This is a genomic window from Tenacibaculum sp. M1.3A (genome assembly GCF_057732375.1).
Genome location: NZ_JBYJEF010000007.1, coordinates 16822 through 29088, shown reverse-complemented (window position 1 = coordinate 29088; position 12267 = coordinate 16822). Strand labels below are relative to the sequence as shown.

The following is a 12267-nucleotide window of genomic DNA, read 5'->3' as shown; positions in this document are numbered from 1 at the left end:
AACTTCGGATTTTTTAATCAAAAACAGCAACAGCTCTAACGGGAGAGCCTGTGCCGCCTCTTATTTTTAAAGGAAGACCTATAAAGCGAAATCGACCTCTGTTGATCAATTTATATAAATTAATCATATTCTCATAATGCGTAAATTTTAATTCTCCACAAATATGATGTACTTCTTTATTAGAAATTTTTGGAATGCCTGGCGACATGGTTTCAACACCAAAAGCGGCTATTTTTTGTTCTCCTAACCAACGAGCACATTCGGCTGTAATTCCAGGTCCTTTGTCCCAGTTATCAGTATTAAAATGTTTGCGATAATGATCGGTATATAATAAAACTGTATCTCCTTTATTTATAATTTTATTGCTTTTTAGTAAGGCAGATTTAACATCTTTAGTGGTGATTAACTCTTGTAGTTTTTTATGTGAAAAATCTAAACAAATTCCTTCCGTATAAAACATAGAAAGAGGCATTGTGTCTATAGATTCGTCTTTATATTCTGCGGCCATATGATTTAAAGCATCTACATGAGTGCCGGTATGTTCGCCCATTTCTAACTTGTAAACAGCGGGAGTTTTGGTTGTTGGGGTTTTAATATTATCCCACTCTTCATGTGTATTATGAACAGACATTTTTACTTGAGGAAGGCTTTTGTAAACTGGCATTCCTTCAAAAATTTCTTGACTTAAATCTATAATTTCAGGCATAAACTATAATTCAATTTTTACATTATAGTTTTCTAAATAGTTAATGTAATTATTAGGAACAAAGTCTTTGCTGTCAAATTCATCTTGACGTTTGTTCTTCATTTCAATACGTTTTATCGCTTTTAAAAATCTACGAATCTCAATGTCATTTCTTACAATTAAACCAGGAACTTCCATGCTTTTTCCTTCATTATCTTTAGCTACCATTGTAAAATAAGAAGAATTGCAATGTTTCTTTTTCCCTGTTCTAATGTTTTCTGCATCTACACGAATACCAACTACCATAGAGGTTCTACCGGTATAGTTTATAGAAGCTTTCATGGTAACTAATTCGCCAACTTCAATCGGGCTTAAAAAATCTACAGTGTCTACCGAAGCAGTAACACAATATTCACCAGAATGTTTAGAAGCACAAGCAAAGGCTATTTGATCTAATAAAGACAAAATGTATCCTCCATGAATTTTACCACTAAAATTAGCATGTGAAGGCAGCATTAACTCAGAAATTGTAATATAAGTTTCTTTTACGTATTTATGTTTTTTGTTATTCATTTGCTGGTTTTAATCCTCTAAAATGTGGCGAAACTTCTTCTTCTACTTTGGTTATAAAATATTTTGTATCGCCTAGCCAAAAATAAGAATCGTAGCGTTCTTTGTAAGTAACTTTTACATAGCGACCTTGAAATTTTTGCAAATCGGCAATTACCGTTTCTGCTTGATCTTCAACAGAAAAAGAAAAAATTTGCGCGCCAGAAATACCTTGGCTAATTTCTCCTTCCCATGTTTTAATAAACATTCCTTTATTACTAATTTTTATTAGTTCGCCAGAACGAACACCCTCACTATAAGGTACATAATATATAAAAGCATAATACAAACTAGCAATTAATAAAATAGCACCAATAATTAAAGCTAAAATCTTTTTCATTGTTTAGGAGTTAAAACCTTTAGGGTTTATTTAGAACAAAAGTAATGTTAAATTTTAGACTTAAAAAATGAAAGGAAAGTAGTAAGTTTGTGTGTCCTCAAAAAAGAAATGCAATGAACTATATTTTATTTGATGGTGATGTACGTAACGCGTTATTACCATTTACATACACAAAGCCTGTTGCCGATATTAGAGTTGGTATTTTAACCATTAGGGAAAAATGGGAAAAACACTTAGGTTTAACTACAACAACAGTAACTGAAGCGTATTTAGAAGAAAAATACCCGATGGTTGAAATGGAAGAAAACGTTTTATTAAACGCTTCTTTTTTACCAACGAAACCATTAATTGAAATGGTTAAAAGTTTAACGAAAAATCAAGCTATTTTTAAAGGAGAAGATGTGATTGCTTTTTATACGGTTGATTCACAAGAAGAAGTAGATTTTTCATCTTATGAACAAATTGAGTTTGATGATGAAATTATTCAAATAAAAAATACTTGGGATATTTTTTCATTAAATGATAAGGCAATTAGAAGTGATTTTGATTTAATTACAGATGGAAGAGATTCAGAACCAATACCAGAAACGGTTAGCTGTATAAATAGAAAAGATATTTTTATAGAAGAGGGAGCAAAGCTAACCTATGCTATTTTAAACGCTTCTACAGGACCAATTTACATAGGTAAAGATGCTGAGGTAATGGAAGGTGTTGTTGTTAGAGGCGCATTAGCAATGTGTGAAAATTCAGTGTTAAAATTAGGAGCAAAAATATACGGAGCAACTACTTTAGGACCACATTGTAAAGTAGGGGGAGAGGTTAATAATTCAGTTTTAATGGGGTATTCTAGTAAAGGACATGATGGTTTTTTAGGGAACTCTGTACTAGGAGAATGGTGTAATTTAGGAGCTGATACAAACAATTCTAATTTAAAAAATAACTACGCAGAAGTAAAATTATGGAGTTATGAAACTGGTCGTTTTACTAAAACGGGCTTACAGTTTTGTGGCTTAATGATGGGAGATCATTCTAAGTGCGGGATTAATACCATGTTTAATACGGGTACTGTAGTAGGAGTTTCTGTAAATATTTTCGGAAGCGGTTTTCCAAGAAATTTTGTGCCATCTTTTAGTTGGGGAGGTGCATCAGGTTTTACAGAATATAAAACATCAAAAGTTTTTGAAGTTGCAGAAGTTGTAATGAAAAGGCGTAATATAATATTTGATGAAAAAGAGAAAAAAATTCTGGAACACGTATTTGAAGAAACAAAAAAGAATAGAAATTATTAAAAAAAAGCCTCACAATTTTGTGAGGCTTTTTTTAGAAAGTAACTCTAAAAACTAAATTAGGTGTTACACCTAACGAGCGTTTATCTACCGTATCTAGTCGGTAATCAATTTCATTAACATCATTAATAAACGGAACAGCAGTGTATGATCTATTAATTATATTATTTTGGTTGTAAATGTTTAGAATAGAAAAACCAAGCTTACCTTTCCATTTATCAGAGAAATTAAACGAGTATGTAACAGACGCATCTAAGCGATGGTATTTAGGCAAACGTTTTGAATTTATATTATCGGTATCTAAAATAATAATAGGTGATCCAGTGTTTGTATTAATAAAAAAATCAGAAATAGGTGTGTATGCATTACCTGTTCTGTGACTCCAACCCAATGAAAACTCATAATTATTAAACTTAAAGGCATGAGACCAAGAGAAATAGTTTGTGATATCGTGGTTAGAGGGGAAAAACCTATTTTCTAAATCTAAAAACTTGAATTGATTTTTAGAGTATGAATAGTTAATCCATGTTCTATAATTATTAAATTTTTTATTAACAAGTACATCTATACCAAATATTTTACCTGTTCCTTTAGAGAAATCAGTTGTTTGGTCATTATAACCTCTTGTTTGAGAAGTCATTCCGTTTACATTTTTAAAATAAGCTTCAACATCTACTTTCCATCTGTTTTTATTGAAAAGAAAACCTGATGAGACTTGAAAACTTTTTTGAATAGGAATATCATCATCATTTACTTGCGCCCAAATTTCATTCTCTAAATCGAACCCTAAGCTTGATGTTTGAAACTCTACAATTTGCCCTAAGGTTTGATGTTTTTGCTCTAAAGAAGCTTTAAAACTAAGATCATAAGTAAGACTTTTTTCTACATATAATCTCGGTTCAATAACCAATTTATTAATTTTATCAAAGTAATTAAAACGTATGCCAGCGTTTATTTTCCAACTATTGGTATCGTAAATATATTCTGTAAAAAGAGAATGAGAGTTGTTAATGCCTTCATCTTCTTTTATTGAGTTTATTATATTATCATTGTTAATATCAGCTTGGTATTCTAAACGGTATTTCGTTTTGTTAGAAAGAAAATCATAACCAAATAAAAGGTTTGTATTGTTGTTTGTTTCATAATTTAGGCTGTATGAAAAACCTACATCTTTAACCGAATTTTTTTTGATAGATTTCCTGATTAAGTAGTCATCAATATAATTGTAAGTACCTTTATAGTTTAGGTTAAAACTAGAATAATAAAGTTTTAATTCTTGTTTTAATTTCGGAGTGAAACTTTTATTCCATAAAAAACTCAAACCATTATTCTTAATGTTTAAGTCATCTAAATAAATATCTTTATAAATAGGTATTTTAAAGCTGTTAGATAACTTATTTTGAGTGTATAAAAAGCTTACGGATAAAGTTTCGTTAACAGATGGTTTTAAAATTATTTTTGCTGAATAATCGGCAAAATAAAAATGATTATCTCTAACAAAAGGAATGTTATCGTTTATAATGTTTCTCTCTTGATTAGCATCGAAAGTTTGAAAAACTCTGTCCGATAATTTGTTAAAAGTAAAAGTGTTAATTAAATCGGTAAAAGAACGTCTAAACGAAGTCGTAATCGCTATTTTTTTAGTTAAAGGTATTCTAATGTAAGCATCAGCATGTGTCATGTTAAAACCAAATCCACCAGTTGTTTTTATAGGAATATCATCTTCTGTTTTAATATCTATAACGCCAGATATTTTATTACCATACCTTGCTTGTGTACCGCTTTTAGAGAGGGTGATTTCTCTTGTTGTATAAGGATTAAAAGCTGAAAGTGTTCCGAAAAAATGACCAGAATAGTACATTTTTATTCCGTCCCATAAAATTAAATTCTGATCAGGAGTTCCACCTCTTATAAAAATACCTGAAGCAGTTTCATTGGGACTTTGTACACCAGGTATAATTTTTAAAGTTTCTAAAACATCGGGTTCGGTTAACCCAGGGAGTACACCTAGTTTTTTAGGTATAATGGCTATAGAACCATGTTTTTTTTGATTAATACCAGAGGTAATATAATTTCTTACTGAAATTTCTTTTAAAATATTAAAGTTTTTTTCTAGCTTTTGAACGGTAATAAAATAGTACCGTTCATTTATTTTATTGAATTTAAGTATAGTTTGTATTTCTATTTCATCAATTAAATCTTCAAGAATACATGCATTTTTAGAAAAAGAAAAGAGAATTCCTTTCGTAATATCAGAATCAAAAGAGAACTTTATTTTATAATTAGTTTCTGTTTTTTTTAAAACGGCTAACATAGGCGTGTTAAAAAAAGCAATGTCTATTTTTTCTTGAGAAAAAACAGACATTGTTAAGCATATAAAAAGAATACTTAATTTTTTATTCATTCATTAGAGGTTAATACAACCAAACTATTTTCTGCTAATTTAAATGAAATTTTCATAGGAGCAAAAACAGTTTTTAAGGCGATATTAACATCATTATTTGTAAAAGCACCAGTAAAGCGTCTGTTTACATCTATTTTATCAGTATTAAATTTTAAATTATATTGCTTTTCTAGTGTTAAAATAACTTTACTTAAAGGTGCATTGTTAAAGTTACTTTCTCCTTTTAACCAAGTTGGTTTCTCGTTAGAAAACTCCCAATTCTCATTTTTGTTATCATAAATTCTAAAAGCCTTTCCTTTGGTTAAAATAGCTTGGCTATTGTTTTTAGAGGTAGCTTTTACTTTTCCTTCAAAACACTGAACTTCAAAAAAATTACTTGAAGCATTTACGGTAAACTTGGTACCTAACACAACTACTTTACCTTGTTTGGTGTTAACCGTAAACGATTTTCCTTTTTCAACTTCAAAATAGGCTTCACCTGTTAAAAGTAAACCTCTTTTTTCGCTCCAATTCTTTTTATCGAATGCTAAACTAGAGCCAGGTGAAAGATAAGCTGTAGAATTGTCAGGCAATTTAACAACTATTTGTTCACCATATGCAGATGAAAAATTACTAGTATTATTTTTGTTGATGTAAAATACAGTTAAAAATAAAATAATTGAAGCAGCTGCACTATACATCCATGAAGATGAAAGTTTAAAAACCTTTTTAGATTTCTTTTTCGTACTTTTTTCTTCTTCTATTTTATTTAAAATGGTCTCTTTATTATAATCAGGCGTTTTTAGCAAAAGAGAAGCATCATTAATTTTTTTATATTGATGATAATCCTCAGAATCTTTAAATTTCTTTAATTCATCTGATGATAAATCATTAGCAACCCATCGAGCTAAAAATGTTTCATCGTTATATTTTTGTTTCATTTTCGTTTTTCTTGCTATTTATATTAAGAACAATTAATTTACTAATTACCCTACTTTTTTATTAAATTTTACCAATTTTTTCTTTGATAATCAGCAATGCTTTGCTCATTCTTTTTTCTACTGCTTTTACAGAAATACCTACGATTTCAGAAATTTCAGCATATTTTTTCTTGTCTATTCTACTTAAAAGAAAAACTTCTCGTTGCTTTTCAGGTAAATCGGCGATTACTTTCTTTAACTTTTGATAAAACTCTTCCTCTTCTAAAATAAATTGGGGAGTTTCGTTAGTTCTATCGAGAGAAACATTTCTTCTTTGGTGTTCTAAAACAACTTTTTTATGCGCTATTTCGTTAAAAAAACGATTGTTAGCAACCGTATATAAAAATGATTTGGCTTTTTCAAAGATTATTTTTGAGCAGTTATCCCAAAGTTTTATGTAAGATTCCTGAACAATATCTTCTGCCTGCTGAGTGTTACCACATTTATAATACATGTAGTTTCTTAGGGTTTGAGAGTGTTTGTTAAAAATTTCTTCGAAATTTTTTTGCTCACAAACAGATTTTAAAAGGTCTTTACTCATTGGGTTATTTTTCTAATACAAACAAAGCTGTAAAATAGGGGAGCCAAGTTAGTATTTTTTATAAATAGGTAATTTCATATGCGCCTCTTCATAATGAGGTGTTTTCTTGTATACATAGTATAATTGTGCATAGGTGTTTTTTGCAAAAAGGGTGTCCTTCTTTATTTTATCCATCAACGCTTCTTTTACTAACGGATTTTCTTTTAAAAACGTGGAAGCAATATCTTCAAAAACATAGGCAGAAAATCCTTCTTTTTGTTGTAAAATGGTATCAAAGAAGTTCCAGTTAAAAAAAGAGTCGGTAGCTTCGGCCTCTAATGTTTCAATAATATATCTAATCCCTTCTTGCTGTGTAGAAATATAAATATCTCCTTTTTTAATTTTAACAGATTTAGTCTCTTTTGTGATAGAAGTATTATAGTGTAGATAATGTCCTTCGTAGGCTGTTTTGCGAGTTTCAAAATTTGTTATATGTTGCGTTTCTAAAGTTAGAAGTGTGTCTTTTTTAAAACGTGTAAAAACGATGTTGTTTTGCTGTAATCTTTTAACAATTTTATGCCAACCTTGTTGTACTATATATGCTTTAGGTATTGTTATTTCTTTGGTACTTTTAAAGTTGTTGTAATAAGTTACTTTTTTAGTATACGGTTTATTTTTGTCGTAAAACAACCTTTTTCCGTTGGTAACTTCACTATCAATATAAGATCCTTCGTAACCTTTAAAATATAAATAACTAGGAATGTTTTTATCAACTTGAAAAGCAATAGGATATGTTTTTTTATTTAAAAGATCTTCAAGATTTTTTTTACGTAAATCTTTAATTTTAAGAGTGTTTTTCTCTGTGAAATCTAATGTAGAAAATAACAATTCATAGGTTTGGTTTACACGAATTTTATATGGTTTTAACATGTGTGTTTCTACCATTAAACCCAAGGTGTTAAATAAGGTTGTATAACCTGTAGAGTATCTTGGCGAATCGTAAAATTGCGACCATCCCTTTTCGGGAGTGTTGCCCCAAACGTTTACATAAGGAGTAATGGGAATTTGTTTTTCTAATAAAGATTTTTCAATAAACGGGCGCATTTCGGTTTCTAAAAAAGCACCAAGTTTACCACCTAATTTATTGTGTTGTGTAAATAAATGTGTAATCGCATATTGATAATCGGCACCGTTACTTACATGATTATCTATAAAAATATCGGGATTTATTAAATGAAAAATTTCTGCAAATGCAGCGGCATTTTTAGTGTCTTGTTTTATAAAATCGCGATTTAAATCGTAGTTACGAGCATTTCCTCTAAACCCGTATTCTTTCGGTCCGTTTTGGTTTGCTCTAGTATGTGAGTTGCGATTTAAAGCGCCTCCGATATTATATACAGGAATCACAGAAATTATAGAGTTTTTATATGTTTTTTTTAAAGAATCATTCTTAACAATATCTCTTAGAAGCAGCATAGAAGCATCTATTCCGTCGGATTCTCCGGGATGAATTCCGTTATTAATAAGAATCCTATTTTTAGCTGAATTTTTTATGTTTTTTAAAGTTGATTTTCCGTCTGAATTAAAAACTACTAAATGTAACGGTTTTCCTGAATCGGTTTTACCTATTTCAAATAAAGAGATTTCAGCATAGGTTTCCGCTAAAGCTTCATAAAAAGAAATGACTTCTTTATATTCTGGCGTTTCTGTTCCGTTTGATTTTTCGAAAAGTGTTGTAAAATCATTTGTATTTAAGCGCTCTTTTTTACACCCAAAGAAAGAAGTTAAACAAAGTAGAATAAGTAGTTTTTTCATCAAGAATTAATTTTTTACAGCATCAGGAACTAAGCCGGTATAATCACCATCATTTCTAATAACATCACGCACAATTGAAGACGATATATAGCTTTTACCAGACGATGTTAGTAAAAAAACGGTTTCTATTTCTGAAAGTTTACGGTTGGTATGCGCAATGGCTTTTTCAAACTCAAAATCACCAGGATTTCTTAAGCCTCTTAAAATAAATTCAGCATTTTGTTCTTTACAGAAATTTACTGTTAGGCCACTATAAGTAACTACTTTAATTTTAGATTGATGTTTAAAAGTTTCTTCGATAAAACGTTTGCGTTCCTCTAAAGAAAACATGTATTTTTTATCAGCATTTACACCAATGGCAATAACTAATTCATCAAATAAAGTAACGCCACGTTCAATAATATCTACATGCCCTAAAGTAATCGGATCGAAAGATCCTGGAAAAACTGCTTTTTTCATAAGTTATATATTTAAAAAATATTCTTTCGTTATTAACCGAAAAAACAACCATTTTTATCTTTTTTAATCACCTGAATGATTTCATCTAAATGTGTTGATTTAGGAAAAGGTTCATATAATTCCCATTTCTCTCTTGCTGGCATCCAATATAGATTCCATTCTGATTTCGATTTGTAAAATCTAATTTTAGCGAATTCAATATGGTTTTTTTGCGCTGAATTTATCCAATCTGGTCTAATTTCATAAAGAATAGCTGTGTTTTTATCAAAAGAATATCTAAAATCTAATTGTTTTCTAATTTCAATATCTTCAGGTCGTAAAGATTCTGCAAACTTTTTAATTGTTATTTCATTAATATTTATAGTAATATTTTTCATTTTAATTTAATGCTGTTTCTATAGCGTTGCCAAATAGTGCAGCTAATGAGATACCTGCGCAACTAGCTTGTTGCGGTAAAATACTTGCTTCTGTTAATCCTGGTACTGTATTTATTTCTAAGAAATGAGGCTCATCATTTATAAAAATATACTCGGCGCGCGTAAAACCTTTCATATTTAAAACTTCGTACACGCGTTTTGCTACTTCGGTAACGTTTTTTTCTTGTAATTTAGAAATTCGTGCAGGTGTAATTTCTTGTGATTTACCTTCGTATTTAGCTTCGTAATCAAAGAAATCATTTTCTGAAACAATTTCTGTGATTGGTAAAACGGTTATTTTTTCTTGATACTCAATTACTCCCACAGACACTTCAGTTCCGTTTAAAAAACTTTCTATTAATATTTCAGCATCTTCTTTGTAAGCAACTTCTAATGCGGGAATTAATTCAGCCTTGGTATGAACTTTAGAAATACCGTAGCTAGAGCCTGCATTATTTGGCTTTACAAAACAAGGCAAGCCTATTTTAGCAATAATTTCATCAACATTAATATGGTCTCCTTTATTTAGATATACCGAAATTGCTGTAGCAACACCATATTTTTTAAGAACACTTAAAGTATCTCGTTTATTAAAGGTTAAAGCCATTTGATAAAAAGGAGCAGAGGTGTGTTTTAATCCGATTAAATCGAAATAAGCTAGTATGAGTCCGTTTTCACCAGGCATACCATGTATTGCATTAAATACGCAATCGAAAGTTATTTTATTACCTTTTACATCCGCAGAAAAATCATGTTTATTTATAGGATATTCATTGTTTTCTTCATCAACCAAAACCCATTTATTTTTTAAAATATGAATTTTGTGAGCCGTATATTTTTCTTTATCAAGATGCTTGTATACAACCGAACCACTTTTTAAAGATATTTCTACTTCAGAAGAATATCCTCCCATAATAATAGCTATGTTTTTTTTCACTTTACTACTTTTGAATTGTTTTATAATGTAAAATTGTTTGCCTAAGTTTATACAAACTTACCAAAAAAACTCCTTTAAGAGTTAATGAATTAAAAATAGTAATATTTTTACTGTAAATTTGCGCCACCTTACAAAAAAATAATATGAGTAATTTTTCTGAAAAGCTTAAAAATTTATTTCAATTTTTAAAGAGTAAAACCTTTTTTATCCAAATAGGAATAGCGATTGCTTCGTTGTTTATAGTTGTTTTTGTGCTGCAATGGTGGCTAGGAACCACAACAAACCACAATCAAAAAATACAAGTACCTAATTTGCATAAAATGTCATTGCTAGAGGTTGAAAAAAAATTAGAAAGCCTTAATTTAAGTTTTATGATTATTGATAGTGCTACTTATAACCCAGCGTATCCAAAAAAATCGGTTATAGAGCAGGATCCTGAAGTAGGAGATTTTGTAAAAGAAAACCGTAAGATATACTTAACTTTAAACCCGTCTAAATACAGAGATGTTATAATTCCTGATTTAAACGGACGCACAAAAAGACAAGCAACTACACATTTACAATCTCAAGGTTTTATTGTAGGTAGAGATGTTACTTATGTAAGAGATATAGGAAAAGATGTTGTTAGAGGATTAAAGCACAAAGGAAAAAGAATTACACCAGGAACAAAATTACCAAAAAAAACCACGATCAACCTTATTTTAGGTGATGGTAACTAATTATATAATTGATTCATGCAGGAAGACGCAAATTTAGCAATAGAAAACGACGATTTATACGAACACCATAGGTTTGTAGCAACTGAAAGGCAAGAGCCTTTAAGAGTAGATAAATTTTTAATGAACTTTATTGAAGGTTCAACACGAAATAAGATTCAGCAAGCAGCAAAAGCAGGAAATGTTTTAGTTAATGATGAAATTGTTAAACCCAATCATAAAGTAAAACCAAAAGACATAGTGCGTGTAGTTTTAGCCTATCCGCCAGCTGAAAATTTATTGGTAGCCGAAGATATTCCTATCGATATTGTGTATGAAGATGATGCTGTAATGGTGGTAAATAAGCCAGCAGGAATGGTAGTACATCCAGGACACGGTAATTACTCTGGTACTTTGGTTAACGGATTAATTCATCATATAGAAAACTTACCAACAAACTCTAATGAACGACCTGGTTTAGTTCATAGAATTGATAAAGATACTAGTGGATTGTTAGTAGTTGCAAAAACAGAATTTGCAATGGCGCATTTGTCGAAGCAATTTTTTGATAGAACTACCGAGCGTTTGTATTATGCATTGGTTTGGGGAGATGTAAAAGAAGACGAAGGAACTATTGAAGGGAATATTGGGCGTAGTTTTAATAATCGTTTGCAAATGGCTGTTTTTCCTGATGGAGATTACGGTAAGCATGCAGTTACGCATTATAAAGTTTTAGAACGTCTTACTTATGTTACTTTGGTACAATGTAAATTAGAAACGGGAAGAACTCACCAAATTAGAGCACACTTTAAATATATTGGACATACACTTTTTAACGATGAGCGTTATGGAGGTAATGATGTTTTAAAAGGTACAACGTTTACAAAATACAAGCAATTTGTGCATAATTGCTTTAAAGTATTGCCAAGACAGGCTTTACATGCAAAAACATTAGGCTTTACACACCCTACAACAGGTGAGTTTATGCGATTTAATACAGAAATACCTGCAGATATTGAAGCGTGTTTAACAAAGTGGAGAACCTATTCAGAAAATTCAAAACATGAAGAATAAAGTATAAAATATATTATAAAACAAAAAAAAACAGCTTCATGAAGCTGGTTTTTTGTTTTCGGTTTAAG

The 12267-nt window shown here is 30.1% G+C and carries 13 protein-coding genes; 3 read left to right on the top strand and 10 right to left on the bottom strand.

Annotation, left to right across the window (positions count from 1 at the left end):
• Positions 1–13: 13 nt before the first annotated feature.
• Genes AC28QF_RS10935 through AC28QF_RS10925 form a run of 3 tightly spaced genes read right to left on the bottom strand, consistent with a single transcriptional unit; the run spans position 14 to position 1634 of the window.
• Positions 14–706 (bottom strand): cyclase family protein, encoded by a 693-nt coding sequence (locus AC28QF_RS10935; RefSeq protein ID WP_488202009.1) that lies wholly within the window; start codon positions 704–706, stop codon positions 14–16.
• Positions 707–709: 3 nt separating this feature from the next.
• Positions 710–1258, bottom strand: coding sequence for an acyl-CoA thioesterase (locus AC28QF_RS10930; protein WP_488202010.1), 549 nt, complete (start codon positions 1256–1258; stop codon positions 710–712).
• Positions 1251–1634 (bottom strand): 6-phosphogluconate dehydrogenase, encoded by a 384-nt coding sequence (locus tag AC28QF_RS10925; RefSeq protein WP_488202011.1) that lies wholly within the window; start codon positions 1632–1634, stop codon positions 1251–1253. Before AC28QF_RS10925 ends, AC28QF_RS10930 begins: the two co-directional genes overlap by 8 nt.
• A gap of 113 nt (positions 1635–1747) precedes the next feature.
• Here AC28QF_RS10925 and AC28QF_RS10920 point away from each other — a divergent pair, with 113 nt between their 5' ends.
• Positions 1748–2923 (top strand): GlmU family protein, encoded by a 1176-nt coding sequence (locus tag AC28QF_RS10920; protein ID WP_488202012.1) that lies wholly within the window; start codon positions 1748–1750, stop codon positions 2921–2923.
• Positions 2924–2954: 31 nt separating this feature from the next.
• Here AC28QF_RS10920 and AC28QF_RS10915 read toward each other — a convergent pair whose 3' ends face one another.
• From AC28QF_RS10915 to AC28QF_RS10885, 7 genes are all read right to left on the bottom strand, one after another.
• Positions 2955–5324 carry a TonB-dependent receptor plug domain-containing protein gene (locus AC28QF_RS10915; protein WP_488202013.1) on the bottom strand — a complete coding sequence of 790 codons (2370 nt, stop codon included), beginning with the start codon at positions 5322–5324 and terminating at the stop codon, positions 2955–2957.
• Complete coding sequence (locus AC28QF_RS10910; RefSeq protein WP_488202014.1) at positions 5321–6244, bottom strand: FecR family protein; 924 nt, start codon at positions 6242–6244, stop codon at positions 5321–5323. Before AC28QF_RS10910 ends, AC28QF_RS10915 begins: the two co-directional genes overlap by 4 nt.
• A gap of 61 nt (positions 6245–6305) precedes the next feature.
• The gene (locus AC28QF_RS10905; protein ID WP_488202015.1) at positions 6306–6824 is read right to left on the bottom strand and encodes an RNA polymerase sigma factor; all 519 of its coding nucleotides are present in this window, start codon (positions 6822–6824) and stop codon (positions 6306–6308) included.
• A 48-nt stretch (positions 6825–6872) separates the two neighbouring features.
• Positions 6873–8618, bottom strand: coding sequence for a M14 family metallopeptidase (locus AC28QF_RS10900; protein WP_488202016.1), 1746 nt, complete (start codon positions 8616–8618; stop codon positions 6873–6875).
• Positions 8619–8624: 6 nt separating this feature from the next.
• On the bottom strand, positions 8625–9077 hold the full coding sequence (gene coaD / locus AC28QF_RS10895; RefSeq protein WP_488202017.1) for a pantetheine-phosphate adenylyltransferase: 453 nt from the start codon (positions 9075–9077) through the stop codon (positions 8625–8627).
• Positions 9078–9109: 32 nt separating this feature from the next.
• Positions 9110–9454 carry a DUF3024 domain-containing protein gene (locus tag AC28QF_RS10890; RefSeq protein ID WP_488202018.1) on the bottom strand — a complete coding sequence of 115 codons (345 nt, stop codon included), beginning with the start codon at positions 9452–9454 and terminating at the stop codon, positions 9110–9112.
• Position 9455: 1 nt separating this feature from the next.
• Positions 9456–10430 carry a D-alanine--D-alanine ligase gene (locus tag AC28QF_RS10885; RefSeq protein ID WP_488202019.1) on the bottom strand — a complete coding sequence of 325 codons (975 nt, stop codon included), beginning with the start codon at positions 10428–10430 and terminating at the stop codon, positions 9456–9458.
• Positions 10431–10573: 143 nt separating this feature from the next.
• On the opposite strand from AC28QF_RS10885, the gene AC28QF_RS10880 reads away from it, so the two are divergent.
• Both AC28QF_RS10880 and AC28QF_RS10875 read left to right on the top strand, forming a co-directional pair.
• The gene (locus AC28QF_RS10880; RefSeq protein ID WP_488202020.1) at positions 10574–11149 is read left to right on the top strand and encodes a PASTA domain-containing protein; all 576 of its coding nucleotides are present in this window, start codon (positions 10574–10576) and stop codon (positions 11147–11149) included.
• 15 nt (positions 11150–11164) lie between these two features.
• Entirely contained in the window at positions 11165–12199 is a 1035-nt protein-coding gene (locus AC28QF_RS10875; protein ID WP_488202021.1) for an RluA family pseudouridine synthase, read from the top strand.
• Positions 12200–12267: the final 68 nt, after the last annotated feature.

Bases quoted from the DNA above. Each gene is read 5' to 3' on its own strand.
- AC28QF_RS10905 (WP_488202015.1), bottom strand. From the start codon at position 6,824: ATGAGTAAAGACCTTTTAAAATCTGTTTGTGAGCAAAAAAATTTCGAA.
- AC28QF_RS10910 (WP_488202014.1), bottom strand. From the start codon at position 6,244: ATGAAACAAAAATATAACGATGAAACATTTTTAGCTCGATGGGTTGCT.
- AC28QF_RS10880 (WP_488202020.1), top strand. From the start codon at position 10,574: ATGAGTAATTTTTCTGAAAAGCTTAAAAATTTATTTCAATTTTTAAAG.
- AC28QF_RS10930 (WP_488202010.1), bottom strand. From the start codon at position 1,258: ATGAATAACAAAAAACATAAATACGTAAAAGAAACTTATATTACAATT.
- AC28QF_RS10890 (WP_488202018.1), bottom strand. From the start codon at position 9,454: ATGAAAAATATTACTATAAATATTAATGAAATAACAATTAAAAAGTTT.
- coaD (WP_488202017.1), bottom strand. From the start codon at position 9,077: ATGAAAAAAGCAGTTTTTCCAGGATCTTTCGATCCGATTACTTTAGGG.
- AC28QF_RS10925 (WP_488202011.1), bottom strand. From the start codon at position 1,634: ATGAAAAAGATTTTAGCTTTAATTATTGGTGCTATTTTATTAATTGCT.
- AC28QF_RS10920 (WP_488202012.1), top strand. From the start codon at position 1,748: ATGAACTATATTTTATTTGATGGTGATGTACGTAACGCGTTATTACCA.
- AC28QF_RS10875 (WP_488202021.1), top strand. From the start codon at position 11,165: ATGCAGGAAGACGCAAATTTAGCAATAGAAAACGACGATTTATACGAA.
- AC28QF_RS10935 (WP_488202009.1), bottom strand. From the start codon at position 706: ATGCCTGAAATTATAGATTTAAGTCAAGAAATTTTTGAAGGAATGCCA.
- AC28QF_RS10915 (WP_488202013.1), bottom strand. From the start codon at position 5,324: ATGAATAAAAAATTAAGTATTCTTTTTATATGCTTAACAATGTCTGTT.
- AC28QF_RS10900 (WP_488202016.1), bottom strand. From the start codon at position 8,618: ATGAAAAAACTACTTATTCTACTTTGTTTAACTTCTTTCTTTGGGTGT.